General features: G+C 34.9%; 20 protein-coding genes and 2 tRNA genes. 11 read left to right on the top strand and 11 right to left on the bottom strand.

The window, feature by feature from the left end; all coding sequences use genetic code 11:
* Window positions 1–52 precede the first annotated feature (52 nt).
* Together GR162_RS10090 and GR162_RS10085 are read left to right on the top strand one after the other, a co-directional pair.
* Window positions 53–1,762, top strand: coding sequence for a PAS domain-containing protein (locus tag GR162_RS10090; protein ID WP_008468168.1), 1,710 nt, complete (start codon window positions 53–55; stop codon window positions 1,760–1,762).
* Between the two features lie 5 nt (window positions 1,763–1,767).
* Complete coding sequence (locus tag GR162_RS10085) at window positions 1,768–2,175, top strand: response regulator (protein WP_008468167.1); 408 nt, start codon at window positions 1,768–1,770, stop codon at window positions 2,173–2,175.
* A gap of 188 nt (window positions 2,176–2,363) precedes the next feature.
* Here the strand turns inward: GR162_RS10085 and rpsT are convergent, their stop codons facing one another.
* The 4 genes from rpsT to proS all read right to left on the bottom strand — a co-directional run bounded on the left by rpsT (window position 2,364) and on the right by proS (window position 4,515).
* The gene (gene rpsT / locus GR162_RS10080) at window positions 2,364–2,615 is read right to left on the bottom strand and encodes a 30S ribosomal protein S20 (RefSeq protein ID WP_012026903.1); all 252 of its coding nucleotides are present in this window, start codon (window positions 2,613–2,615) and stop codon (window positions 2,364–2,366) included.
* Between the two features lie 154 nt (window positions 2,616–2,769).
* Window positions 2,770–2,841 (bottom strand) — tRNA-Glu (locus tag GR162_RS10075).
* A gap of 45 nt (window positions 2,842–2,886) precedes the next feature.
* Window positions 2,887–2,958 (bottom strand) — tRNA-Glu (locus GR162_RS10070).
* A gap of 78 nt (window positions 2,959–3,036) precedes the next feature.
* Window positions 3,037–4,515 (bottom strand): proline--tRNA ligase, encoded by a 1,479-nt coding sequence (gene proS / locus GR162_RS10065; protein WP_066033823.1) that lies wholly within the window; start codon window positions 4,513–4,515, stop codon window positions 3,037–3,039.
* Between the two features lie 102 nt (window positions 4,516–4,617).
* Here proS and GR162_RS22155 point away from each other — a divergent pair, with 102 nt between their 5' ends.
* From GR162_RS22155 to GR162_RS10040, 5 genes are all read left to right on the top strand, one after another.
* On the top strand, window positions 4,618–5,628 hold the full coding sequence (locus tag GR162_RS22155; RefSeq protein WP_202393926.1) for a hypothetical protein: 1,011 nt from the start codon (window positions 4,618–4,620) through the stop codon (window positions 5,626–5,628).
* A gap of 43 nt (window positions 5,629–5,671) precedes the next feature.
* Window positions 5,672–7,174 carry an OmpP1/FadL family transporter gene (locus GR162_RS10055; RefSeq protein WP_160782044.1) on the top strand — a complete coding sequence of 501 codons (1,503 nt, stop codon included), beginning with the start codon at window positions 5,672–5,674 and terminating at the stop codon, window positions 7,172–7,174.
* A gap of 208 nt (window positions 7,175–7,382) precedes the next feature.
* A complete protein-coding gene (gene rimO / locus GR162_RS10050; RefSeq protein ID WP_066033820.1) occupies window positions 7,383–8,696 on the top strand; it encodes a 30S ribosomal protein S12 methylthiotransferase RimO in 1,314 nt (437 codons plus the stop codon).
* 41 nt (window positions 8,697–8,737) lie between these two features.
* Entirely contained in the window at window positions 8,738–9,292 is a 555-nt protein-coding gene (locus GR162_RS10045) for a hypothetical protein (protein WP_160782043.1), read from the top strand.
* A 28-nt stretch (window positions 9,293–9,320) separates the two neighbouring features.
* Entirely contained in the window at window positions 9,321–10,226 is a 906-nt protein-coding gene (locus GR162_RS10040; protein ID WP_160782042.1) for an N-acetylmuramoyl-L-alanine amidase, read from the top strand.
* Between the two features lie 313 nt (window positions 10,227–10,539).
* Here GR162_RS10040 and GR162_RS10035 read toward each other — a convergent pair whose 3' ends face one another.
* The 7 genes from GR162_RS10035 to GR162_RS10005 all read right to left on the bottom strand — a co-directional run bounded on the left by GR162_RS10035 (window position 10,540) and on the right by GR162_RS10005 (window position 21,582).
* Window positions 10,540–11,631 (bottom strand): outer membrane beta-barrel protein, encoded by a 1,092-nt coding sequence (locus tag GR162_RS10035; protein ID WP_160782041.1) that lies wholly within the window; start codon window positions 11,629–11,631, stop codon window positions 10,540–10,542.
* Window positions 11,632–12,226: 595 nt separating this feature from the next.
* The gene (locus GR162_RS10030; RefSeq protein ID WP_160782040.1) at window positions 12,227–13,192 is read right to left on the bottom strand and encodes a glycoside hydrolase family 5 protein; all 966 of its coding nucleotides are present in this window, start codon (window positions 13,190–13,192) and stop codon (window positions 12,227–12,229) included.
* An 11-nt stretch (window positions 13,193–13,203) separates the two neighbouring features.
* Window positions 13,204–14,436, bottom strand: coding sequence for a glycoside hydrolase family 27 protein (locus tag GR162_RS10025; RefSeq protein ID WP_160782039.1), 1,233 nt, complete (start codon window positions 14,434–14,436; stop codon window positions 13,204–13,206).
* Window positions 14,437–14,528: 92 nt separating this feature from the next.
* Window positions 14,529–15,566: an IPT/TIG domain-containing protein gene (locus tag GR162_RS10020; protein ID WP_160782038.1), complete on the bottom strand. Its 1,038-nt coding sequence runs from the start codon at window positions 15,564–15,566 to the stop codon at window positions 14,529–14,531.
* A 20-nt stretch (window positions 15,567–15,586) separates the two neighbouring features.
* The gene (locus GR162_RS10015) at window positions 15,587–17,185 is read right to left on the bottom strand and encodes a RagB/SusD family nutrient uptake outer membrane protein (RefSeq protein WP_160782037.1); all 1,599 of its coding nucleotides are present in this window, start codon (window positions 17,183–17,185) and stop codon (window positions 15,587–15,589) included.
* Window positions 17,186–17,196: 11 nt separating this feature from the next.
* Complete coding sequence (locus tag GR162_RS10010; protein ID WP_160782036.1) at window positions 17,197–20,388, bottom strand: TonB-dependent receptor; 3,192 nt, start codon at window positions 20,386–20,388, stop codon at window positions 17,197–17,199.
* A gap of 315 nt (window positions 20,389–20,703) precedes the next feature.
* Entirely contained in the window at window positions 20,704–21,582 is an 879-nt protein-coding gene (locus tag GR162_RS10005) for an AraC family transcriptional regulator (protein WP_160782035.1), read from the bottom strand.
* A 304-nt stretch (window positions 21,583–21,886) separates the two neighbouring features.
* On the opposite strand from GR162_RS10005, the gene GR162_RS10000 reads away from it, so the two are divergent.
* From GR162_RS10000 to GR162_RS09985, 4 genes are read left to right on the top strand one after another with little or no spacing between them, the layout of a single operon-like run.
* On the top strand, window positions 21,887–23,023 hold the full coding sequence (locus GR162_RS10000) for a glycoside hydrolase family 26 protein (protein ID WP_237421345.1): 1,137 nt from the start codon (window positions 21,887–21,889) through the stop codon (window positions 23,021–23,023).
* Between the two features lie 36 nt (window positions 23,024–23,059).
* Window positions 23,060–24,451: an MFS transporter gene (locus GR162_RS09995; protein WP_160782034.1), complete on the top strand. Its 1,392-nt coding sequence runs from the start codon at window positions 23,060–23,062 to the stop codon at window positions 24,449–24,451.
* A gap of 27 nt (window positions 24,452–24,478) precedes the next feature.
* Window positions 24,479–25,669 (top strand): glycosidase, encoded by a 1,191-nt coding sequence (locus GR162_RS09990; protein ID WP_160782033.1) that lies wholly within the window; start codon window positions 24,479–24,481, stop codon window positions 25,667–25,669.
* 6 nt (window positions 25,670–25,675) lie between these two features.
* Complete coding sequence (locus tag GR162_RS09985; RefSeq protein ID WP_160782032.1) at window positions 25,676–26,866, top strand: AGE family epimerase/isomerase; 1,191 nt, start codon at window positions 25,676–25,678, stop codon at window positions 26,864–26,866.
* Window positions 26,867–26,903 lie beyond the last annotated feature (37 nt).

The following is a 26,903-nucleotide window of genomic DNA, read 5'->3' as shown; positions in this document are numbered from 1 at the left end:
AAATGACATTAAGATACGTTCTGTTATAGTTAAATTAACTATATTTGAGGTGATGAAAAGTAAAACTCTCCAAATTACTCTTATTTATACCATCATCTCGATAATTATGGCGGTCTTATGTCATAAATTACTCATAACTTACTTTTCTTCTTCAGAATATCTATACTTATCTTTAATAAAAGATGTTGTTTTTATTCTAATTACAGGGTTGGTTTTCAGATTTATACTTTCAAAAAACGAAAAAAGAAACATAACCATCTTTGAAAAGTTAAACAAAACCAATGAAGAAATAGAAGAATCGAATGAGAAATATGACATTGTAGCAAAGGCGACTAGCGATACAATCTGGGATTGGAAAATTCAAGAGGACAGTATTAATTGGAACAAAGGAATCGAAAGTGTCTTTGGTTATGACCCAAAAGAAGTGGGTAAAACTTCTAAATGGTGGTTTGACAAAATTCACCCGGAAGACAGCATCCGAATGTCAATAAAATTATATTCCTTCATAGAACAGAAAACTGAAAAATGGCAGGATCAATACCGCTTTAGATGTGCAGACGGATCGTATAAATATGTTTTAGACCGAGGTTTTTTATTGAAAGATGAAAATGGAAGAGCCATCAGAATGATTGGAGCTATTCAGGATATTACAAAACAAAAAGAAGAAGAACAGCGACTAAAACTTTTAGAAACCGTAATTACACAATCTAAAGACTCTATTTTAATTACTGAAGCTAATACTTCTGAAAGAAAAATACCTAAAATAGTCTATGTGAATCCCGCTTTTTCTCAAATGTCAGGCTATCAGTCGAATGAAATTATTGGAAAATCGCCAAACATTTTTAAAGGACCGAAATCAGATTCTGAAGAACTGAAAAAACTCTTAACGGCTATAAAAAATGAAGAAGAATGCCTAATTGAAACCATTACTTATACCAAAAGTAAAAAAGAATACTGGGTACGCTTTTCCATGATTCCTATTTTTAATAATGAAGGAGTGATTTCGCATTGGATTTCAATACAAAGAGATATTACTGACGAGAAAAAATTGGAGACAGAAAAAGAACATCTTATTCGAGAATTAACCCAAAACAATAAGGATTTAAAGCAATTCTCATACATAACATCCCACAACCTTAGAGCACCACTTTCTAATTTAATTGGTCTTTTAAATTTAATAGAAGACATTCCTATAGAAAATGAGGAGCTAGAAGAAATATTAGCTGGATTTACAAAATCAACGCATTTACTAAATGAAACCATCAATGATTTGGTAAAAGTCATCATTATTAAAGACAATCCTTCGATGCAAAAAGAAGAAGTATCTTTAAAAGAGGTTTTTGAAAATGTTTTCAGTCAACTTTCGTTTCAAATTGAGCTACACAAACCCATAATTAAGCTTAAATTTGATAAAGTTCCAGAACTTATTACAAACAAGGCTTATATTGAAAGTATTTTATTAAATCTGCTCACCAATTCTATAAAGTACAAATCGGAGAACAGAAAACTGAAAATATCCATAATAGCCGAACAAATAGAACAAAGAACCATCTTAACCTTTAAAGATAACGGAATCGGAATTGACCTTGAACGAAATCGCGACAAAGTATTTGGCCTTTATCAAAGATTCCATAATTATCCTGACAGCAAAGGCTTAGGGCTATATCTTGTAAAATCGCAGGTAGAAACAATGGGCGGTACAATCTCCATTGATAGTGAAGTTAATAAAGGAACTACATTTACGATAACATTTAAAAATTAATTATTATGCTTGAGCAGATTTTATGCATTGACGATGACCCTATCACGTTAATGCTATGCAAAAAAGTCGTTTCAAAATCTTCATTTTCACATGAAGTTGTTACAGCTCAAAACGGCGAAGAAGCCCTTCATCATTTCAATGTATTAAAATACACAAATGACAAAGCAAGAAAAAGGCCTGAATTAATTTTTTTAGATTTGAATATGCCAATTATGGGCGGATGGGAGTTTTTAGATCATTTCACTTCCCCAGATTATAGAGAATTCAACATGGTTCCCGTAATTGTATTATCTTCTACTATAGACCCTGAAGATCTTGCGAAGGCAAAAAAATACCCTATTATAGTAGATTTTCTTTCAAAACCCATTACACAGCCAATGTTGGAATATCTTAAAAGGAAAATTGATTTATAAAATTCCAAAATTCTTCAACACAAAAATTAAAACTCAATAATTCAATTTTTTAAAACAACAAAATCCAAATTCCCAACATTACAAATATTGGAATTTGGATTTTTTTTTAAATTGAAATTTCCTTTTCGAGTTAAAACAAAAAAGTCCTCTAAAAGAGGACTTTTTATATCTTTAGTAAATTGTGTTAATTACAATTTAGCAACATGTTTAGTTAATTTAGACTTCAAGTTAGAAGCTTTATTATCATGAATGATGTTCTTTTTAGCTAATTTATCAATCATAGAGATTACAGTAGATAATTTAGCAGCAGCATCAGATTTATCAGTAGCTAATCTTAATGCTTTAATAGCATTACGAGTAGTTTTATGTTGATATCTGTTAAGAACTCTTCTCTTTTCGTTACTTCTGATTCTTTTTAATGCTGACTTATGATTTGCCATTTTCTTTTAATTTTAGATGTAATAATTATTATAAATACTAGTTAAAAAAGAAAAACCTCCCACAATTGCTATGCAATCACTTTGGTTTTAACTAATAAAACAAAAACCGAGACACCAATTTTTGTTTTACAAAACTTATTTACAACTAATTTTGTAGTCCGTAGGGGAATCGAACCCCTGTTACCAGGATGAAAACCTGGCGTCCTAACCCCTAGACGAACGGACCTTAATTCTCCTAAGTTGGAAACTTTTCAATATGTAATATAACTTGTAGTCCGTGGGGGAATCGAACCCCCCTTACCAGGATGAAAACCTGGCGTCCTAACCGATAGACGAACGGACCGTGCTTCTGTATTGCGGATGCAAAGATACATCTATTTTTTATTTGCGCAACACCTAATGCAAAAAAATATATCTTTTTTTAATATGCCTTAGCAAAAAGCACTCTTTTAGAAGAAGGTTTCCCAGTAAACACACAGGTTCCCGCCTCTTCAACAGCGTCCAAAGGAATGCAGCGAATCGTCGCTTTTGTCAATTCTTTTATCTTTTCTTCTGTTTCAGCGGTTCCATCCCAATGAGCAGATAAAAAGCCTCCTTTTCCTTCTAAAACTTCTTTAAATTCCTCAAAACTATTCACTTCCGTAATATGAGTGTTACGATAATCTAATGCTTTTGTAAATAAGTCCCTCTGAATCTGTTCTAGAAGATCATTAACATGTTCAACGATTTTTTCGCTAGCAACAACTTCTTTTGTCAAATTATCGCGTCTTGCCACTTCAAAAGTTCCGTTTTCTAAATCTTTTGGACCAACTGCAATTCGAACAGGAACTCCTTTCAATTCCCACTCTGCAAATTTAAATCCTGGTTTTTGAGTTGTTCTGTCATCGAATTTAACCGTGATTCTTAATTTTCTCAATTTAGCCGTCAAGTCCTTAACTGCTTCCGTAATTTGAGCCAGTTGTTCATCTGTCTTATATATAGGTACAATAACCACTTGAATCGGAGCCAAATTCGGAGGCAATACCAATCCTTGGTCATCAGAATGCGTCATAATTAGCGCCCCCATCAAACGAGTAGATACTCCCCAAGAAGTCCCCCAAACATGCTCTTGCTTTCCTTCAGCATTAGCAAACTTAACATCAAATGCTTTTGCAAAATTTTGCCCTAAGAAATGAGACGTACCAGCCTGCAATGCTTTTCCGTCTTGCATTAATGCTTCGATACAATATGTTTCATCCGCTCCAGCAAAACGCTCTGTTTCAGTTTTAAAACCTTTTACAACTGGAATTGCCATAAAGTTTTCAGCAAATTCAGCATAAACATTCATCATTTTTTCAGACTCTTCCAATGCTTCTTCTTTTGTAGCATGAGCGGTATGCCCTTCTTGCCACAAAAACTCAGCAGTTCTCAAGAACAAACGCGTACGCATTTCCCAACGAACCACATTTGCCCATTGATTAATTAACAAAGGCAAATCTCTATACGACTGTACCCATCCTTTATATGTAGACCAAATAATAGCTTCACTTGTTGGACGAACGATAAGCTCCTCCTCTAATCTTGCATTGGGATCAACCATTAATTTACCTGGTCTTTCCTCATCATTTTTTAATCTATAGTGCGTTACAACAGCACATTCTTTTGCAAATCCCTCAGCATTTTTCTCCTCCGCTTCAAACATGCTTTTCGGCACAAACAAAGGGAAATACGCATTTTGATGTCCAGTTTCTTTGAACATGCGATCTAACTCGGCTTGCATTTTTTCCCAAATAGCATATCCGTATGGCTTGATTACCATACATCCTCTAACTCCTGAATTTTCAGCCAGATCTGCCTTTACAACCAGTTCGTTATACCATTTCGAATAATCTTCTGATCTTGTAGTAAGGTTCTTACTCATATTATATTTTTTGGCACAAATTTTGTTTTAAATAATTTTAACTAAATAGTTTGACAAAACTAACTAATTTTGTAATGTGCAACAATAAAAAACACCACAGATATGAAAACTTACCTTTCACTCCGCCAAAACTCTAATCATTTTTACTTAATTGGATTACTGAGTTTACTGCTAGCATCATGTGGTTCTTACCAAAACTCCTCTTATTACGATAACGATGGCGTTTACGGTGGTACATCTGTTAAATATGTAGCAAATGGAACAAACAACCAATACAAGGAATATTTCAGATCATTACAAGACGACAATCAGCCAACTGAAATATTCACTGATGTTGACAATTATACTAATTATTCTGACAGCACTCAAACTGCTTCTGTAGCTTATCCTGCATGGGGAAGCAGCAGTTCTGACGTTTCTGTAAACTTCTACACTACCCCTACATGGTCATTTGGATTTGGATGGGGATATCCTTATTACGGATGGGGATATGGTGGTTATTGGGGATGGGGTTACCCTTATTATGGATGGGGATATCCAGGATGGGGCTACTACCCTGGCTGGGGTTATCCAGGATGGGGATATCCTTATTACGGCTACAACTATTCATACAGCTACGGAAGAAGAGGATCTGCTGGATATTATGGAGACAGAAACTATGCTTACAATAGAAATTACAGCACCAACAGAAGCTATACAACCAATAGAAACTACACCACTAATAGAGGATACTCTACTAATAGAGGAGATTATACAACAAACAGAAATTACACCACAAATAGATCAAACAGCTATACTGACTTCAGAAGAACCTCTACTTTAAACAGAGGAACCACAAGTCCTACATTTACTAATAGAGGAACATATAACAACAGTTCTAATTATAACTACACCAACAGAAGATCTTACAACAATAGCGGAAATACCACAACAAACAGAAGCTATACGCCTAACTACAACAACAGCTCTTCTAGAAGTTATACACCAAGCAACAGTGGCTCATCAAGAAGTTACTCTCCTAGCATGGGAGGCGGTGGCGGTTCTAGATCATACAGCGGCGGTGGCGGCGGTGGCGGAATGAGATCTGGCGGTGGCGGTGGAGGAAGAAGATAATTTTTCTCTCACTTCACTTAAATTCGAACTAAAACTTATCAAAATGAAAAAAATATTTTTCCTATTTATAACGGGACTAACTGCCTGCGCGTCATATTCTCAAGAAGTTTCAGATGCTCTACGTTATTCACAAGAAAATCTTACCGGAACTGCACGCTACAGAGCCATGAGCGGTGCTTTTGGAGCTGTTGGAGGAGACATTTCTTCCTTAAGTGTCAACCCTGCCGGATCAGCGATCTTTAATAGCAATCAAGTTGGAGTATCATTTAGCAATCAGAATATTAAAAACAACTCTAACTACTTTGGCACTCAGACTTCAGACAAGGAAAACTCTTTTATCCTGAATCAAGCTGGCGGTGTTTTTGTTTTTAAAAACCACGATCCAAGAGTTGGCTGGAGTAAAATTGCAATTGGGGCAACTTACGAAAATACAAATAATTTCAACAATGAAGTTTTTTCTGCAGGAACGAATCCTACGAATTCTGTTGGCGCTTATTTCTTAGATTTCGCAAATGGCATTCCTTTAAAATATATAGATGGCTTAGACTATAGAGATTTAAACTATACAGAACAGCAAGCATATATGGGATATTGGGGACATGTCATTGACCCAGCTGCTATTGACCCCGAAAATACCCAATACTTCAGCAATATTCCTCCTGGCGGGAATTATTATCAAGAAAATGAAGTTTATACCAGAGGCTACAATAGCAAACTAGGCTTCAATATAGCAACTTCTTACAAAGACCGCCTTTATTTTGGAGCGAATTTAAATGTTCACATAACCGATTATAGAAGATCTACAAGTTTCTATGAAGACAATGACAATCCATTGCAACCATACGAAACAATTTCAAATTTACGTTTCAACAACGAGCTATATACATACGGAAATGGATTCTCTTTTCAACTTGGAGCAATAGGAAAAGTTACCGAAGCTTTTAGGCTTGGTATAGCTTATGAATCAAACACTTGGTACGAACTATACGATGAAACCTCTCAAAGCATCTACACAACTAGACAAGCAGACGGCGGACCTGCATTAAATGCTAATGTAAATCCAAATGTTGTAAACGTATATGATTCCTACACCTTACAAACACCAGACAAATGGACTTTTAGCGCCGCTTACGTTTTTGGAAAATCTGGTTTATTAAGTGTTGATTACGGCATTAGAAATTATGGTAACAGCAAATTTAAGCCTACAAGCGACCCAGGCTTCAGAGGGATAAATAACGATATCAGCAATACTTTAACCAGCACAGGCGAGCTTCGCATTGGTGCTGAATACAAAATCAAACAATTAAGCTTAAGAGGTGGATACCGTTATGAAGGAAGTCCTTATAAAAACGGAATTACAGTTGGCGAATTAAACAGTTATTCTGCTGGTTTGGGCTATAATTTCGGATCTACAAAACTAGACTTGGCTTATTCTTATTTAGAAAGAGATTCAAATCAAGGTTTCTTTACAAGAGGATTCACTGATGGAGCTAACATCACTTCGAAATTAAACAATGTCACTATGACCTTATTATTTGAATTGTAATTAAAAATCAAAATAGATGATTGAAATTTCCGTCAGGTTTTCCTTGGCGGATTTTTTTTATCCGTTAAAAGAAGCCTTTAATTTTAATTCAAATCAAAAAACACAAGCAACCAAACTAGTTAACTTCATAAAAAACAGCTAAAACAAACTGCAAACTAGCGTAGTTTGAATAAAAAAAGTGTAATTTTGCACTCCAATTTATAAAAGTATGAGAACCAAGTCTTTAAAAAAGAACAAAATTAACGTAATCACTCTTGGGTGTTCAAAAAATGTTTATGATAGTGAAGTCCTAATGGGACAGCTTCGCGCGAATGGAAAAGAAGTTGAACATGAAGCTCCTGCAGAAAAAGAAGGAAACATTATTGTAATCAATACTTGCGGATTTATTGATAATGCTAAAGCAGAATCGGTAAATATGATTTTGGAATATGCAGATAAAAAAGATAAAGGACTTGTTGACAAAGTTTTTGTAACAGGATGTTTGTCTGAACGTTACAGACCAGATTTAGAAAAAGAAATTCCGAACGTTGACCAATATTTTGGAACTACAGAATTACCTCAACTATTAAAAGCGCTTGGAGCCGACTATAAACACGAATTACTTGGAGAGCGTTTAACTACAACTCCGAAAAATTACGCTTATTTGAAAATCGCTGAAGGTTGTGATAGACCATGCAGTTTTTGCGCAATACCATTGATGAGAGGTTCTCATGTTTCTCAGCCAATTGAAAAATTGGTTAAAGAAGCTGAAGGTTTAGCCAAAAATGGAGTTAAAGAATTAATCTTAATTGCTCAAGACTTGACTTATTACGGACTTGATCTTTATAAAAAAAGAAATCTTGCTGAATTACTTGAGGCATTGGTAAAAGTAGAAGGAATTGAATGGATTCGTTTACACTATGCTTTCCCTACTGGTTTCCCTATGGATGTTTTAGAAGTAATGAAACGCGAACCAAAAATCTGTAATTATATTGATATTCCGTTGCAACACATTTCTGATTCTATTTTGAAATCAATGCGCCGTGGTACAACTCAAGCCAAAACAACTCAGTTATTAAAAGATTTTCGCGCTGCGGTTCCAGGAATGGCAATTAGAACTACTCTAATTGTTGGTTACCCAGGTGAAACTCAAGAGGATTTTGAAATTCTGAAAGATTTTGTTCAAGAGATGAAATTTGATAGAATGGGATGTTTTGCTTATTCTCATGAAGAAAATACTCATGCTTACTCATTAGAAGATGATGTTCCAGATGATGTAAAACAAGCTAGAGCAAATGAAATTATGGAATTGCAATCTCAAATTTCTTGGGATTTGAATCAAGAGAAAGTTGGCAAAGTATTTAGATGCATCATTGACAGAAAAGAAGGCGCTCATTTTGTTGGGCGTACAGAATTTGACAGTCCTGATGTTGACAACGAAGTTCTTATCGATGCTTCTAAGCACTATGTTAAAACTGGGGAATTTGTTAATATAAAAATAATTGAAGCAACAGAATTTGATTTATACGGAGAACCTGCTTAAATTTACACTGCGCTATTGCAAATTTTTAGACAAAATACTTTATGAAACCTACTCTCAACCTAATCGTTTTCGTTTTTACTTTATTCTGTGTTAACACAATTTCTGCTCAATATGGTGGATACAATAACGGCTATGGTAATGGTTATGGTGGCGGTTACGGAAGAGGTGGCGGAATGGGTATGGATAGAAGCATGATGGCTGGACAACAGCAGGGTTCCCAAAGCAAACCCAAAGAAACTCCGCCTGAAGAAACTGCAGGAATGATTGTAGAACAAATGAAACCGCAAGTAAATCTAGATGAATTACAAGCAATTGCAATAGCAAATGTTTTAGCAGATAGTGTAAGAGAACAAGGAATTTTATTAAAAAACGAAAGCAGCAGTCAAGATCAAAAAATTGAACAAATAAAAGCTTTACGCGAAAGTACTGATAAAAAAATTACTGCTTTTTTAAATCCTGATCAAGTTGAAAAGTACAAAACTTTTATGGATACTTTAAAAGAAGTAAAAAAGCCCAAATCAAAAAAGAAAAAAGATAAAGATTCTAAAGACTCAAAAGAAGTAAAGGAAACTCCAGATACGAAAATATCAGAATAATCGTTATTAACCAATAAAACAACGTATTATGACAAAAAAACATTTTTGTTATCTGATTTTAGCTGTTATTGTCAGTGCTTGTTCTACAAATCCGTACAAGAATACTGAAAAAGCTTACGATCAGCAGCTAAAAAATTTGGAAAACCAGATTACCAGCAAAGAAGCCAAACCTATTCCAGCAGTTTCACCTGTTGTGATTGACACTTCATATGCACAGCAGCTGAGAATTATAAAAGATACATTATCAAAAACAAATTCAACTTATTTGCAAAATGGAATTAATACCGAATGGATTGGTACGGTAAATTTCAATTTGAGAAAGCCAAGTTTCATTATTATTCATCACACAGCTCAAGATTCTCTTCAGCAAACCATTAATACGTTTACAAAAACCAAGACTCAAGTAAGCGCGCACTATATCATTTCTGAAAACGGAAAAGTAGTGCAAATGCTGAACGATTATTTAAGAGCTTGGCATGCTGGGAATTCTACTTGGGGAAAAACAACAGATTTAAACTCTTGCTCTATCGGTATCGAGTTGGATAATAACGGCTTTAAACCGTTTACCGAAGCTCAAATCAGTAGTTTGGTGGCTTTATTAACCAAGTTAAAAAAGGACTACAATATTCCGACACAAAACTTTTTAGGCCATGCTGATATTGCGCCAGGAAGAAAACAAGATCCAAGTGCTTTATTTCCTTGGAAGACCTTAGCTGAAAAAGGATTTGGAATCTGGCCAGACGAAGTCTTAGAACCTGCCCCTTTTGATTTTAAAATTGAACCAGCATTAAGAATTATCGGTTACAACACTAAAAATCTAACCGCAGCGATTCAGGCATTTAAACTGCATTATATTCAAACTGATGCAACTTCAGTTTTAGACAGAAAAACAATCGATACGATTTATTCGATTTATAAAAAACAGGTTCAATAAAACCTCAACAATTAAATAAAAAAACGTTTCTGTAAAAAAAATACAGAAACGTTTTTTTTATGGTTTATTATGAAAGATTTCCTGTTTTCGAACCTACAAATCAAACGTTCCTACGGAACGTATAACCGCGCCGCAATCAATTCAATTCTACCAACAAAACATCCCTACGGAATGATTATCGCCTATTTAACTTCGACCCTGAAACTTCAAACTTCAAACTTGAAACTTGAAACCTGAAACAAATAAAAAAGCTGCCAAAACATTAATATGTTTCGACAGCTCCAAAAAAAAAAAAAAATATCAATCTTTATCTCTAGAAAGAGTATGTTGTTGCAATTAGAGCAAAGAAGCTTCCGCCAGTTGGCAATGCATCTTTATCTAAGAATATATCTTCAGATGCTGCATCGTATCTTAGCTCAGGAATTATAGTTAGTTTTCCAACTTTGTAGTTTAAAGAAACTGTGTTAGCAAATACATTTGATCCTGCCAAAGTTCCTAAACTTGGAGCTGCATCTTTAGCATCAAAATATTCCATTCTGTACGCTAAGAGCAAAGCTGGATTGAATGAATAAGTAGCATATCCAACTAATGAAAACCAATCTCCATCTAAATTACTGTCAAAATCATTTGTCGTTTTAGCATAAGTTGCGTTTAAGCCAAGTGCAAAACTATCTGAAATTGTTTTAGAAGCTGTTAAATCAAACTGCGTTTTATTTTCGTCAGAAACCGGAATTGTACTTCCTGGTATTGGGTTAGTGCTTCCTGTTGTAAAATTCAAATACGCACTTCCTGTATCTCCTATATATCCTACTTGTCCAATGAACGTTTTTTGGTAAGAGCCTGCATCCATAGCCGATTTAAAGTCTGTTGGGTTGGTTAATCCTAACATGGCTGTAAATTTGCCAGAAGTATATTGTGCTTTTACCCCCGTATTGAAAAACGGTCCATAAGAAAACGCATAAGACATACTGTAGTTTTTATTATCTACCGCATCTAATACTTCATAACCGATATGGGTTCCGAAACTACCCGCTACTACTTTAAATTCATCGGTCAAATTGTACGTAAAGTATAATTGTTTAATTAAAAATTTTGCACTTGCATCTTTATCTGGTGTTTCGTTATATGAAAATTCTGCTGCTCTTTTTCCGAAACCTAAGTCTACAAACACAGAAGCTTTTCCAAAAGTATGGCCCGCTTCGATCGATGCCATTCCTAATTCAAATGAATTCTGTGAGTTGGTAAAGCTCGTTAATCCATTCATTTGTTTTGAAAAATCATATTTATAGTACGCATCTGCAGAACCTCCCCATGTGGTTGCTGGCGGAGCTGCTGCTTCCTCTTCTTGGGCAAAGGCAAAAGAACTAGTTAACATCGCGGCTAAAATGTGAAATGCTTTTTTCATGTTTTAAATTGGTTTTTAGTTATTAATTGATTCTGGTTAGTTAATCTTTTATATATCTATTTAATAGTATAAGTCATTTCTAAAACCTTTCATGCGCCTTCAAATCATCATCATTTTCATTAGCGAATTTATTAACTTTTGCATGAGTAGAATAATTCAAAAGTGCTTTTTTGGCGTTTTAGACGAAGAATTATGGATTACAAAAATTAAGTCGCCAATAATCGTGATTTGATATTTATAGATAATTGTTTTTGAAAATTCAATAACACATTTTAGACCAATTTCACTATTTTCACATGGGTAAAAGTAAAAATTACTACAAAAATTAGACTAAAACATCATTTAAAACATTTAAAAACAAAAACACCCCATAAAAAACATGGGGTAAATTTAAAATCATAAAAAACAAAGAAATACAGAACCTATAGAAAAATCAAAACAAAGATATTTTTTATCAAGAATAAATTCCTACAAATTTAATCCTTCCAAAATGCTTCTCTACATAAGATTAGGGGGCGATTTTACTCTATAGAAAAACCAAAAAAAAGCCCGTTCGTTTAAATGAACAGGCTTTTATATAAATGGCTTAAATGATCTATTCTTCTTTATTATATTTTCTTAAATATTCACGGACTTTAATTCCTGAATCTTTCAAATCTTCATCTCTCCATTTTCCATCAGATTTAGCGGATTTTTTTAGAATAGAACAAGTTTCATCCTTATCTGATACTGACCAAGTAATCCAGCTTAGTTTTTTAGACTCCATCCAATCTATATATTCTTGCCAAGCTTTATAATTGAGAGGCCCATCTCCAGACGCTTCCATCCCAGCAGATTCAGAAATAAACACTGGTAAACCTCTCTTAATAGCCAAATCTGTTCTATCTCTCAATTCTTTGCCATGCGTTGCCGCATAAAAATGCATAGTATACATTATATTAGTATAACCTCTTATTGGATCTTCGGCTGGAAGATCGATATCCTGATCCCAATGTGGACAGCCGACAAGAATAATATTATTAGGATCGTTTTCACGAATTACTTGAATTATTTCTTCTGCATAATTTTTTACTTCCCACCAAGTTTCATAATCTGGCTCGTTAAATATCTCATATATAATATTAGGATACTTGGCATACTTTTTTGACATTTCTTCAAAAAACTGTTTAGCTTCTCTCAGATTTATATTATGGCTGTGCCAATCTATAATGACATAGATGTCAGATTTTATAGCTCCATTTACAACCGCTTCTATTTTCTCTTTAGAAAACTGTGGATCCTTTATATATGAGTAATCACCCAGTTCGATTCCCATGGCGGCACGAACTACATTACAATTAAAATCTTTTTTTAACCAGCTTACTGCTTTTTCATTATAAAATCTTGGCCACATGCTATGCCACCCAAAACTTAGTCCGCGAAGGACAATCGGATTGTTATCTTTATCTACAAGCTGAGTTCCTAAGACGCTTAACTGGCCGTGCTTTTCTACAAATTGCGCTTTTGAAACATTTACAAACAGCAAAAGCAAAAAGGTGGCATACCAAAACTTTGATTTCATAATGTATTGATTTAAGGAATTAGTTTTAAGGTAACTACATCATGCGAAGCAATTTCAGCAGTAAAAACTTTTTTGGTATTTCCGACTTCTCTGTTTTTCCAAAGATCTTTTATTTTGAAGATTGCTTTATTAAAATCAGCCTCATAACCAAAATCAGCATCTTTGATGCTATTTTTCTTCCAATCGAAACTGATTTTTTTCGATGTTTCCGTTCTGTTTACAAAACTCACTGCCCAAGCTCCATCAGAAAGAGGTTTTACCCATACTTCTACTCCATCTAAAATAACATATTTAAATCCTTGTATTCCAAGTTTATCCTGATTTACAGCAAGAAGTTCTTTATTAGTCAAAATTGCCAAAGTCTCTTTTGACATTTTTCTATAATCGTTACCTGTAAATAAAGGCGACGAAAGCATGCACCACATAGCAAAATGCGTTTTATCTTCGGTATCATTCATTTCGTTTCCAACTTCCATCATATCAAAATCGTTCCAATGATCTGGACCAGAATATCTACGAATATCTTTTCTCATATCGGCAATTTTCATAAATCCCCAAGAAGACCAATTTTCTGGATGTTTGAATTCGCAATCAAAACACGGATAAATATCTCCTGAGATTCTCCAAAGATTTCCAACAGGTTTTCCCCATTCCCACGGCTGATTGTCTCCCCATTCGCAAAGACTAAAAACAATTGGTCTTCCAGCTGTTTTTAATGCATTGCTCATTGTGGTATAAGCTTCTTTTGCTGTAATGCCTTCAGTATTGCACCAATCGTATTTTAAAAAATCGATTCCGAGTTTTGCATAAAATCTAGCATCCTGATATTCATAGCCTCTTGTTCCTGGATAACCTGCACAGGTCTTTGTTCCTGCACAATTATACAAACCGAATTTCAGACCTTTATTATGAACATAATCTATAAGCGCTTTCATTCCGCTTGGAAATTTTTCTGGATCTGGCACTAAATCACCATTTGCATCACGCTCGTGTGTCATCCAGCCATCATCTAATACGATATAATTGTATCCTGCAGCGGCTAAACCAGAAGAAACCATAATATCGGCTGTTTCTTTTACTAATTTCTCGTCAATATTGGTTGCAAAGGTATTCCATGAATTCCATCCCATTGGAGGCGTAATCGCCAATCCTTCGTATTTTCCTCCCGATTGTGTATGCGTATTTCCCTGACCGAAGCTTAAAACTGAAAAGCACAGAGAAAACAATAAAATTATTCTTTTCATAAAATTAAATTTAAATGTATTACAAAAAAAGCATTCCCTAATTGAGTAGATTAGGGAATACTTGAAACAAAACTAAAACCAATCCTAAGATTTTATTTTAAAACAAATCCCATGTCATCCATAAGAATGGTATTCCCTCCAAAACTTCCAGACTCCTGAAGTGTCAGCTGATCAAAAGTTGTTGGATTTCCAATGTCAGAAAACGGAATTTCAATTGTAGTCCATTTGTTCGTTAATGGCTTTTTAATTTGATAAGCCCATCCGCCAAAAACAAATATCACACTGGCATTTGCATTTGTAGAGACGCTTTTTACTTTTACTCTAAAGGCTTTGTATTTAGAAACATCTCGCGAGTTAAATTTCATATCAGCGCCATTCCATCCGCCAAAAACAAATTTAATTGCTGCTTGTCCCTGTACTACATCATCTTTAAAATTAGTATCAAAAGTATCGCTTCCGCTCCACATCCAATGTCCAGCATCACCTTGAATAACATCATCATACAATGCTGATCCAACTGCTTCTTCAGATGAAGTAGTTCCTGAGATATTGGTAACACTTACATATTTATCTGCAGAATTTGCTGGCATTTTAAATTTAATCTCTGTTAATGATGAAGAAACTATCTCTGCCTCTGTGGCTCCAACCTTAACTATAGGATCAAGGAAATAATCTCCATAAATGGTAACCACATCACCATCTGCCGCATTTATCGGGTTATAACTTCCAAACTTAGGCGTTGGAGGCGCTATAACAAAATCGTATAAAACTGTTCCTTGTTTTGTAACCAATTTCAATTTATTGCTTGCATCTGCATAAGGTGTTTTTTCATCAATTAAAACAAAAATTGCAGTATCGGTAACTAGTGTAGGGTTAAAATAGGTATCAAAATCATTAAAGAAGATTTTTGTTACACCTGAAAGTCCTTTTCCTTGAATAATATAATAATTTTTAGGATCTCCAACTGTAACAGGAACCAAATCACCTTCAACAGATTTTGCAACACTTGTAATGACTGGCACTCCGGAACTTCCAGAAGAGTCATCATTGTCGCAAGATGAAAACACGCCCAGCACTATAAATGCCATTGTAATGAAAGGCAAAACGTATTTTATTTTTATATTTTTCATATCAGTCTAATTTTTAGGGATTATTTAAAAGTATACGGAACTGGAGCCTGTAACAATTTAGGATTTTTAGCCACTTCGTTATCTGGATAGTCCATATAGAAATCATTTGTTGCGTGATCTTCACTATAAACTGGCGTATAGTGGCGCTCTCCATATCTGTCTCCTCTATTTTGCGCCGACATAATAGCGATTGCTTTCGCTTTGTCTATACGTCCTAGATCAAACCAATAATCTCCTTCAAAACATAATTCTTTTCTTCTTTCTAAAAATATATCATCAAAAGTAATGGAAGTTAAAGCGGCTAAACCGGCTCTCTTTCTTACCGCATTGATTGAACTTAAAGCTGACGCATCTGAAGTGCTTGCCCCACCCGCTAAAACTGCTTCAGCATGAATTAACAGCAATTCCGCATAACGCATTACATATGTATTATTATCCATCATCGCCCATGCATCTGCCTGACCTGTCACATTTCCGTTAACCACGCCAATGCAATATTTTTTAATTGCTCCTCCAGACGCTTGAGCAAGATCTTTACCTGATGGAACTGTAAATCCTATTCCTTGTGTAGTTTTAATATTCGGATAAGTGTCACCGCCAACCATTACGGTTTCATGCTTTCTTAAATCTCCAGCATCATATAAAGAAAGCATAACTTCTTGGCTTGGACCAAAAACTCCCGCATAAGATGCATTTGAAGTTGACAATGTGCCATCTTGGAATCCGAATTGTGTGTTACAGTTGTTTGCAGATCCGTAAGCCCCGTCTCCTTTCCATTGAAGAGCAAAAATCGATTCTTCGTTATTATTGTTTGCATATGTAAACAAATCTCCAAAACTTTTTCCTGGAAGCTGGTCTCCTCCTAAAAGCTTGAACTCCCCGCTATTGATAACATCTTCTGCCATTGCCCTTGCTTTTGCATAGTCTTTTTGATATAAATACACTTTTGCCAGCATTGCTTTTGCAGAACCTTTAGAAACATGTCCGTTATTTGCATAGTTTGCACCTCTGTTTTTCGCCACCAATAAGTCAATTGCCTTTAAATAATCAGATGTAATTAATTTATAGATATCTTCAACTGGATTTGTATTTACATAAGGATTACTGGTATAGTCTAATGGATTTTCAATAATGGGCACTGGCCCCCAAAGTCTCACTAAATCAAAATAAGCAGTAGCTCTCATAAAATACGCTTCTCCAATAGTATTATTCAAAACATCTTGAGAAACACCTGGTCCTACTCTTGCCGCAAGAAAGTTAATAATCATATTGGACTGCTGTACGTTTGCCCATAAAGATGACCAACCATTTACTAATTCTGGATCGCTTCCGTTTAAAGAGAAAGTTCTTAATCCGCTCACGTCAGGAGAACCAGAATACATGTTTCCAGATCCTACTTCCAGCGCCCACCAGAATTTATTATACATTTGAAACCAAGTTCTGCTATACATCCCATTTGTTGCCGATGACACTTGCTCGTCTGTGCTGTAATACGAATCCAAACTTATTCCATCTTCAGAAGGTCTATCAGTAAAATCGTCCTGACAAGATCCAAAAGTCAAAAATGCCACTGCCATAAAAAGCAGGCTATATCTATTTAAAAAAGATTTCTTTTTCATTTTCTTTAATTTTAAAATTCTAGGTTAAGTCCAACTAAAAATGTTCTCGCTACGGGATATCTTCCGTTGTCAATTCCTGATAAAAGCACATTCTGATTAAATGAACCAATCTCCGGATCATAACCTGAATAATTTGTAAACGTATACAAGTTCTGTGCAGACCCGTACAATCTTAATCTTGAAATTTTATATTTTGAAATTACATCTTGCGGCAAAGAATACCCTAGGGTTATATTCTGAATTCTTAAGTACGATCCATCTTCAACATAACGATCTGAAATAAGAAGGTTATTATTTGAAGAATCTGCAATTGGCCTTGGGTTATTACTTGCTGTATTTGTTGGAGAATAATAATCCATTGCCTCCACTAATTGGTTATCATATAAAGAAGCATTCGTTGTGCCAGCTCTTCTTGTCAAATTCATAACATCATTTCCGTACGAACCTTGAAGAAAAATAGAAAGATCTACGTTTTTATATTTGAAATTGTTTGTAAATCCGTAAGTGAATTTTGGATGCGGATTCCCAATGAATGTTTTATCATTTGCATCAATTTTTCCGTCTCCATTTACATCCACATATTTAACATCTCCCAAAGCTGTTTCTCCTGCTCCCGTTCCTACCGCTTGACCAAATTGAAGCGGTGCATTATCCAAAACTGTTTGATCCTTGAAAATTCCGTCTGTTTTATACCCGTAGAACAATCCAATTGGATTTCCAATTGTAGTATTGGTAACTACTACTGGCTGATATCCGTTGGTATTAACTTCTTGAGTTAACACAATTCCGTTAGCAATTTCGTCTAGATTATTTTTGTAATGAGAAACAACCAAAGATGCATCCCAATTAAAGTTTCCTGAAGATCTTAAATCGTATCCAACTGTAATATCATACCCCTTATTACTCATAGTCCCTAAGTTAGAGTATGGAGCAGAAACTCCTCCGTACTGACCTCCGCCACCTGTTAGATATAAAGGCAACGGCACTTGAAATAAGAAACCTTTAGATTTTTTGTCATAAACATCAAAACTTGCTGAAAGCTTATTATTCAGCAATGTAAAATCAATACCTAAGTTAGTCTGATTCAAAGATTCCCAAACTAAATCTGGATTCGGATAATTTGATGGCAAGAATCCGCTTCCTAAACCTGAATTTTGAGTTCCTAACATTGCAGAGTAACTGTTATTTGGAATCTGCTGGTTTCCGGTTTCTCCATACCCAACTCTAAATTTAATATTGTCTACATATTTGCGAGTTCCTTCCATAAAAGACTCGTTAGACAATTTCCATGAACCGGAAATTGCGTTAAAAACACCCTTTTGGTTATCTGTAGTCGGATCAAATTTAGACGAAACGTCCTGTCTGATAGATGCTGTAATGCTATATTTATCATTAAAGTCATAAATAACACGCGCAAATAAAGATGAAAGTGAAGCGCTTCCTTTATATTGTGTAATAGTGTTATTATCAACATCAGCTAAATTAATGGTGTGAATTGAATTTGTTTTAAACCCTTGCGCAGATGCAATCAAACCTTCCCAATGAGAATCGTTTGCCTCCTGACCTGCCAAAAGAGTAATTTTGTGCTTGCCAAAAGTTCTATCGTAAGTCAGTAAATTTTTAATATTTGTAGAATACCAGTTTTGTCTCCTTACGTCTAAATCAGCTAATAAATTTACCTGGCTTCCCCATGCGTACGATGGTCTGAAGTCATCATTTTCAGAAAACTCCGTATTTGCGGCAATTTCAATGCGATATTTCAATCCTTTAACAATATCTGCCTCAGCATAAACATTTCCTAAGAAATTTTTTCTAACCAATTTATTTTCTCTGGTTAATGCTTCTGCTACTGGATTATAATAGGTAACACTCTGTTCAGAAGATGGCGGACCTGCAAATGAGCCGTCAACATTTCTAACTGGAATATCAGGAGATTGCAATAATGTATTTGAAATTAATCCTGAATAACTTTGGTTTACTGTAATTCTTTCATTTGTAATACCTCCTGTTAGATTTCCACCAATTCTTAACCAAGATTTAATTTTTGAATCCAAATTCAATCTAACAGTATATCTCTTTAATCCCGAATTGATAATCGTTCCTTCATTATCTAAATAACTTCCAGACAGATAATAGCTTGTTCCATCTTTAGCGCCAGAAAATGAAAGCTGATGGCTGTTGGAAATAGCCGTTCTATATACTTCATCCTGCCAGTTTGTTCCAGGCCCTAACAGCTCTGGATGAGAAAACTCCTGACGAGTCTGAAAACCCCATAGTTTAGCCAGATTGGTTTTTAAAGTTGCATATTCGGACAAATTTAAAACATCCAATTTATTACTTATTGTTGCAAAAGAAGTGTAGTTCTCATACGATACTTTTCCTCCGCCTTTTTTACCTGATTTAGTCGTAATAATAATAACTCCATTTGCACCGCGAGATCCGTAAATTGCTGTTGCCGAAGCATCTTTCAAAATATCCATCGATTCAATATCGTTTGGATTAATCATTGACAATGGACTCATGGCTGTATTACCGCTTCCTCCAGAGGCAGAAAACCCATCCTTTCCTGCCAAGGTCTGCCCGCTGGTAGATTTACCCGTTGCATCTCCAGAAATTGGCACCCCATCAATTACATACAAAGGCTCATTTGTTCCAGTAATAGAAGTCGTACCACGCACTCTAACAGAAGCTGCACCACCTGGCTGGCCTGAGTTATTTGTTACCGAAACCCCAGCAGCCTTACCTTGAAGCATCTGATCGATAGATACCTGTTTCAAATTTTCGATATCCTTAGATCGTACAGAAGATATCGCACCATTTACATCTTTCTTTTTCTGAGTTCCGTATCCAATTACAACAACTTCTTTTAAGTCTTCTGAAGACGGTTTTAAAGAAATATTGATTTTAGTTTTGCCAGCAATAGCAATTTTTTGAGAATCAAAACCGATAAATGACACTACCAAAGTCCCATTTGAAGGGGCATCAATACTATATTTACCATCAAAGTCTGAAGATGCAGTATTTTTTGATCCAACAACTGAAATGTTGGCTCCAGGAATTGTCATTCCTTTATCATCAGACACTACTCCTGTTATTTTAACCTGAGCAGCAATAAAATTACTAGTCAGCAGCAAGAATACAATCAAAGGAATTGCTCTGTGGTTAGCACTCCAATGAAGAAAGTGAGTCATTAGTTTTTTCATAATAATGTTTGGTTAGTTAAATTTGTTTATTGCATAATCTTAAAAGCAAATGCCAGGGTAATTTTTACTTTTAAATTATTTCAACAAATCTATAACAGCGAGAATTATCAAATCGATAATATTATATCATTTAATGATAATATTTTTACTATAGGCGATTAAAAAAACACATATAGAAATAAAATCATATAAAAATTAAATTATTCGCAATAACAATCCTCAAAAGGAACCTAAACAATGAATAAAAACCAATGAAATGTCGAAAAGCAAACGTTTTCGTTAAAAATAATACTTACTTGTGACAAAAAAGTATCATTATAAAATACGCTTCAGACCCGAAAATTCTTCGCGATACTGACTTGGCGTACAATTTTTTATCGCTTTGAAACTGCGATTAAAGTTCGCAATATTATTAAAGCCAGATTTAAAAGCAACTTCAGAAACACTCATATCTTTTTCTACGAGCCAACGTGCCGCATAACCAATACGAATGTCATTTATATAATTGACAAAAGTTTTTCCAGTACGTTTTTTAATAAATCGGTTAAAAGAAATAATAGACATGCTCGCCACATTTGCCGCATCTTCTAAAGTAATTTTTTCTGCGAAATTTTTCTGCACGTACTCATAAACCAATTTCATTTTATCATAATCATCAAACGTATCATAATCTACTGTGTAGGTAGAAAGCAGGCGCTGATTTCTTGAATTGGCCAGATCATATAATAAGGAAGTAATCTCTAAGAAATAATCCATACCGTCCAGTTTAGAAAGCTTCACGAGCCTTGGCGTTAATTCTTCGGCTGTTTTTTTTGAAAACAAAATTCCATGAATAGATCGGTTAAACATGTCTCGAATCGGATTCATAATACGTCTTGCAAGCAAAGATTCATGAAATAAATCATTATGAAATTGTATCGTTATCTCGTGTATTTTTTTATTGGTGCATTTATTCAATTCCCAACCGTGATATAAATTAGGGCCAATCAAAACCAATTCCACATTATCAATTTCCTCAATATTATCTCCCACAACTCTCTTTACTCCTTTTCCATTTAGAATAAAATTGATCTCAAATTCCGGATGATAATGCACCGGAAAATCAAAACTATCTTTTACGCGATCAAAAACCAAAAAGCTGTCGCTAGCAGCAAGCGGAGCAATTTCTCTATAAAAATTTTTCATAGTACTCATATTAAAAAGTATTTTCAGGAAAAGTTATATTCTTTTTTAATGCAATAATATGATATATAATTGATAAAATAATATTAATCACAGTTTAATCATCCGTTTATCTTTGAAAAAATTAATTATCATTTCTTTAAAAAGAATATTAATACTAAACATTAATCGTTTTTAATCGAATATCTTTTTATAGTTTTAATAATTTTAAAGACAAATTGCTAAAGAATTTCAGAGTTAAAAAACTAATAGATTTCAAGATCATAAATCACTATATCTTTAGTATTTAGCGCCAATAAACATCAATAAATCGACAATGAAAAAACATTTTATCATGCTTCTAACTGCTGCTTTTATAAGCACTTCGTGCGAATCGCAAAAAAGTAATAGTAATACAATTTTGTCACTTGCAGATCAAAAAGCAACAGCTGAAACTAAATCACTTTATAAAAATTTAAATGCACTATCTCAAAAAGGCTTTTTATTTGGACATCAGGACGATCTAGCTTATGGTGTAAAATGGAAGTATGAAAACGGACGAAGTGATGTAAAAGATGTTGCAGGCGATTATCCAGCAGTTTATGGCTGGGACATTGCAGGTTTAGAAAATGATAAACCCAATAATATTGACGGTGTTCCTTTCAATAAAATGAAACAATATATCATAGAGGCAAATGCACGTGGCGGAATTTCAACCATCAGCTGGCATTTTGATAATCCAGCAACTGGAAAAGACGCTTGGAATAATGTGCCTAATTCTTTAAAAACAATTTTGCCCGGAGCAGAAAACCATAAAAAATATACTTCTTGGTTAGATAAAGCAGCGGTTTTCTTTTTGTCTTTAAAAGATAAAAATGGCAAAAATATTCCGATTCTTTTTAGACCTTTTCACGAATTGACGGGCGGATGGTTCTGGTGGGGAAAAGGAAATTGTACTCCAGAAGAATTCAAAACGGCTTGGAAATTCACTTTTGACTACCTTCAAAAAAAAGGGGTTCACAATTTAATTTATGTATACAATACCAGTAGTTTCGATAGTGAAAATGATTTCCTAGCCAATTATCCAGGCGATAATTATGCTGATATTTTAAGTTTTGACACTTATCAAAATAATGATGATCTGAATGGTGAGAAGTTTATCAGCGAAGTTCAAAAGCAATTTAAAATCTTAAACGAAATATGTCGTCAAAAAGGCAAACCAATGGCATTGGCTGAAGCTGGTTATGAAGCAATTCCTGATCCAAAATGGTGGACAGGAACCTTATTAAAAGCCATCGGAGATTATAAAATTTCTTATGTCTTGTTATGGAGAAACCATGGCTGGCAGGAAAAAGAACAAAAAATGCATTATTACGCACCGTTTTCCGGACAAGTAAGCGAGAAAGATTTTATCGATTTTTATAAGCTCGATCAGACTATATTTGAGAAAGACATTCCAAAAAAATTAAAATAACTGCCCAAACCAAATTACAACCTTAAAAAATAACCAATGCACGACAAAATTAGTTTAAAAGAAAAAATCGGTTACGGACTAGGAGATGCTGCTTCCTCGATGTTCTGGAAAATTTTCAGCATGTATTTACTGTTTTTCTACACCGACGTTTTCGGATTAGCGCCTGCCGTAGTGGGGACCATGTTTTTAATTACCCGAATCTGGGATTCTTGCTTTGACCCGATTGTTGGAATTTTAGCAGACAGAACCAAAAGCAAATGGGGAAAATTCAGACCTTATCTTCTTTGGGTCGCCATACCTTTTGCCGTGATTGGTGTTTTAACTTTCTACACTCCAGACTTTGACGAGAAAGGAAAAATCATCTATGCTTATGTGACGTATTCGCTAATGATGATGATTTATTCTTTAATAAATGTTCCTTACGCTTCGCTTTTGGGCGTAATGTCATCTGACAGGAAAGAAAGAAATACGCTTTCATCTTATAGAATGGTTTTTGCATTCGGAGGAAGTCTTTTGGCGCTTTGGCTCATTGAACCTTTGGTAAACTATTTTGGAGGAAATTTAAATTCTAAAAGTGGCTGGCTGGCAACAATCGCAGTTTTCGGATTAATCACAACCATATTTTTCTGGGCTTGTTTTTTATTCACCAAAGAACGAATCAAACCAATCGCAGACGAACAAAATAATCTAAAAGAAGATTTAAAAGATCTCCTGAAAAATAAACCGTGGTGGATTCTGCTTGGAGCTGGGATTGGAGCTTTAGTTTTCAATTCAATTCGCGATGGCGCAGCGGTTTATTATTTCAAATATTATGTAAGCAGTTCTGTGAATTTCGATTTCTCACTTTTCGGAACCGATTTTCATATGACGCCAACCTCTATCTACTTGGTTTTAGGGCAAGCCGCAAACATCATCGGAGTTATTATTGCTACGCCAATTGCGAATAAAATCGGAAAAAAGAAAACCTTTTTTGGAGCCATGGCTTTAGCCGCAGCTTTAAGTCTTATTTTCTATTTATTCGGAAAAGAAGATATTTTCTTAATCATGAGTTTCCAAGTTTTAATCAGTATTTGTGCGGGCTGTATTTTCCCATTAATCTGGTCAATGTATGCTGATAGCGCCGATTATTCAGAATGGAAACAAGGACGCAGAGCCACAGGATTGGTGTTTTCTGCTTCATCCATGTCACAAAAATTTGGCTGGACCATTGGCGGCGCTGGAGCGGGCTGGCTTTTAGGCTACTTTGGTTTTCAGGCCAATGTAGAGCAGACTTCGACAGCTCAAAACGGAATTCAATTAATGTTAAGCATACTTCCAGCAATTGCGGCCGCAATCTCTGTAGCTTTTATAGCATTTTACCCTTTATCAGAAGAAAAATTACAGATTATAGAACAGGATTTAAACGAAAAGAGAGATCAAAATCAATAAAAAAACCAAAGACAAAGAAATCAATTTATGACAACAATAACATCTTCAGTCCATTTTCAAGAAAGAAAATCGGCATTAGAAAAAGAACATAAAACACTTATTGAACAAAAAAACGAGCCGCAGGCAATTGTTGGAAATGGCATTTATGACCGTTACAAAAATCCTGTCGTTACCGCTGCTCACATTCCGTTAAACTGGCGTTTTGATTTTAACGAAAAAACAAATCCGTTTTTGCAGGAAAGAATCGGCATCAATGCAGCTTTCAACGCTGGAGCAATGAAATGGAATGGAAAATATCTTTTGGCCGTTCGTGTTGAAGGAATCGACAGAAAATCATTTTTTGCCATTGCCGAAAGTCCAAACGGGATCGACAATTTCAAATTTTGGGACAAACCTTGTGTGATTCCACAGACAGAAGATCCAGATACAAATGTATACGATATGCGTCTAATCAATCACGAAGATGGTTACGTATATGGAATTTTCTGCACTGAAAGAAAAGACCCAAATGCTCCAAAAGGAGATACAAGTTCGGCTGTTGCCAATGCAGGAATTGTTCGATCTAAAGATTTAATAAACTGGGAAAGATTGCCTGATTTGATTTCAAATACTGGACAGCAGCGTAATGTTGTCTTGCACCCAGAATTTGTAAACGGAAAATATGCTTTATATACACGTCCGCAAGATGGTTTTATTGATGTGGGTTCAGGCGGCGGAATCGGTTTAGGGTATGTTGAAGACATGAAAAATCCAGTTGTTAAAGACGAAAAAATCATTTTCGGAAAACAATATCATACCATTTACGAGCTGAAAAATGGTTTGGGACCAGCGCCAATCAAAACTTCAAAAGGATGGCTGCATTTAGCGCACGGAGTTCGTAATACTGCTGCAGGATTGCGTTATACTTTGTATATGTTTATGACTGATTTGAATGATATTTCGAAAGTAATACACGTTCCGGCTGGACATTTTATGGGACCTGAAGGAATTGAAAGAGTGGGCGACGTTTCGAATGTTTTATTCTCTAACGGATGGATTGAAGATGAAGATGGAACGGTTTACGTTTATTACGCTTCATCGGATACGAGAATGCACGTGGCGGTTTCAACAGTAGACAAATTAGTAGATTATGCTGTAAATACACCTGCTGATACTTTTGTTTCTGCTGGTTCAGTACAAACTATCATTAATCAAATCGAAAAAAATAACGCAATCTAAGATACCGTGTCATTACAACTCAAGCTTTTAAAATCAGAACTAACGGCAGAACTGGATTCCATCCTAAACTATTGGTCTCAACGAACTGTAGATGAAGAAAATGGAGGTTTTGTTGGTCAAATTGATTTTAATGATCAACTCCTTGCCCATTCAGAAAAAGGTTCGGTTTTAAATGCCAGAATCCTTTGGACGTTTTCTGCCAGTTACAAAACCACAAAAAAACAAAACCACAAAAAACTGGCTGCCAGAGCATTTGAGTTTCTTTCGGCTTATTTTTATGACACACAATTTGGAGGTCTTTTTTGGAGTATAAATGAGGATAAAACTCCAAAAGACACCAAAAACCAGATTTATGCTTTAGCTTTTGCGATTTACGGATTATCTGAATATTACAGCATTTCGAAAGAAGAAGAAGCCTTAGAAATAGCTAAAAATTTATATCTAAAAATCGAGAAACATAGTTACGATCCTGTAAACAAAGGTTATTTTGAAGCTTTTACTAGAGATTGGCAACCCATCGAAGATTTGCGTTTAAGCGCAAAAGATGCCAACGAAAAGAAAACCATGAATACGCATCTTCATATTATTGAAGCGTATGCGAATTTATACAAAGTTTGGAAAGACGAGAAATTGCTGGCGACGATTATCGAACTATTAGAAACCATCGAAAAGCATTTCATCAATACCGAAACAGGACATTTGCATTTGTTTTTTGATGAAAACTGGAAAGAAAAACCAGATGTCATTTCGTATGGACATGATATTGAAGCAGCTTGGCTTTTGCAACAATGCGCCGAAATTTCAGGAAACGAAACTTTGATTGAAAACTATAAAAAAAATGCCATTCAAATTGCAGAAGTAACCAAAGAAGGTTTAGATGCTGATGGCGGTTTATGGTACGAATTTGATCCTGAAAAAGGCGAATTAATTGCTGAAAAGCATTGGTGGCCGCAAGCCGAAGCTTTAATAGGTTTTTACAATGCGTATCAATTGACCCGAAAAGAGGACTATTTGGACATTGTTTACAGAAATTGGAAATTCATAAAAAAACACATCATAGACCCACAAAACGGAGAATGGTTTTGGGGAGTTTACAAAGATTATACTGTAATGCAAAAAGACAAAGCTGGATTCTGGAAATGTCCATATCATAATAGTCGAGCTTGTCTAGAGCTTATTCATCGAATTGAAAATTAAAATTTCAGATACAAATCGAAACGTCTTATAGCGGGAT

Origin of the sequence: Flavobacterium sp. HBTb2-11-1, from assembly GCF_009826975.1 — a bacterium.
Classification (GTDB): Bacteria; Bacteroidota; Bacteroidia; order Flavobacteriales; family Flavobacteriaceae; genus Flavobacterium.
Note: the sequence above shows the minus strand (reverse complement) of the source record. Positions and strands in the feature narration are given on the sequence as shown.

Coding starts and splice junctions, on each gene's coding strand:
- GR162_RS10055 (WP_160782044.1), top strand. CDS start 5,672: ATGAAAAAAATATTTTTCCTATTTATAACGGGACTAACTGCCTGCGCG.
- GR162_RS10030 (WP_160782040.1), bottom strand. CDS start 13,192: ATGAAATCAAAGTTTTGGTATGCCACCTTTTTGCTTTTGCTGTTTGTA.
- rpsT (WP_012026903.1), bottom strand. CDS start 2,615: ATGGCAAATCATAAGTCAGCATTAAAAAGAATCAGAAGTAACGAAAAG.
- GR162_RS10000 (WP_237421345.1), top strand. CDS start 21,887: ATGAAAAAACATTTTATCATGCTTCTAACTGCTGCTTTTATAAGCACT.
- GR162_RS10090 (WP_008468168.1), top strand. CDS start 53: ATGAAAAGTAAAACTCTCCAAATTACTCTTATTTATACCATCATCTCG.
- GR162_RS10045 (WP_160782043.1), top strand. CDS start 8,738: ATGAAACCTACTCTCAACCTAATCGTTTTCGTTTTTACTTTATTCTGT.
- GR162_RS10015 (WP_160782037.1), bottom strand. CDS start 17,185: ATGAAAAAGAAATCTTTTTTAAATAGATATAGCCTGCTTTTTATGGCA.
- proS (WP_066033823.1), bottom strand. CDS start 4,515: ATGAGTAAGAACCTTACTACAAGATCAGAAGATTATTCGAAATGGTAT.
- GR162_RS10035 (WP_160782041.1), bottom strand. CDS start 11,631: ATGAAAAAAGCATTTCACATTTTAGCCGCGATGTTAACTAGTTCTTTT.
- GR162_RS10010 (WP_160782036.1), bottom strand. CDS start 20,388: ATGAAAAAACTAATGACTCACTTTCTTCATTGGAGTGCTAACCACAGA.
- GR162_RS10085 (WP_008468167.1), top strand. CDS start 1,768: ATGCTTGAGCAGATTTTATGCATTGACGATGACCCTATCACGTTAATG.
- GR162_RS10020 (WP_160782038.1), bottom strand. CDS start 15,566: ATGAAAAATATAAAAATAAAATACGTTTTGCCTTTCATTACAATGGCA.
- GR162_RS22155 (WP_202393926.1), top strand. CDS start 4,618: ATGAAAACTTACCTTTCACTCCGCCAAAACTCTAATCATTTTTACTTA.
- GR162_RS10025 (WP_160782039.1), bottom strand. CDS start 14,436: ATGAAAAGAATAATTTTATTGTTTTCTCTGTGCTTTTCAGTTTTAAGC.
- GR162_RS09995 (WP_160782034.1), top strand. CDS start 23,060: ATGCACGACAAAATTAGTTTAAAAGAAAAAATCGGTTACGGACTAGGA.
- GR162_RS10040 (WP_160782042.1), top strand. CDS start 9,321: ATGACAAAAAAACATTTTTGTTATCTGATTTTAGCTGTTATTGTCAGT.
- GR162_RS10005 (WP_160782035.1), bottom strand. CDS start 21,582: ATGAGTACTATGAAAAATTTTTATAGAGAAATTGCTCCGCTTGCTGCT.
- GR162_RS09990 (WP_160782033.1), top strand. CDS start 24,479: ATGACAACAATAACATCTTCAGTCCATTTTCAAGAAAGAAAATCGGCA.
- rimO (WP_066033820.1), top strand. CDS start 7,383: ATGAGAACCAAGTCTTTAAAAAAGAACAAAATTAACGTAATCACTCTT.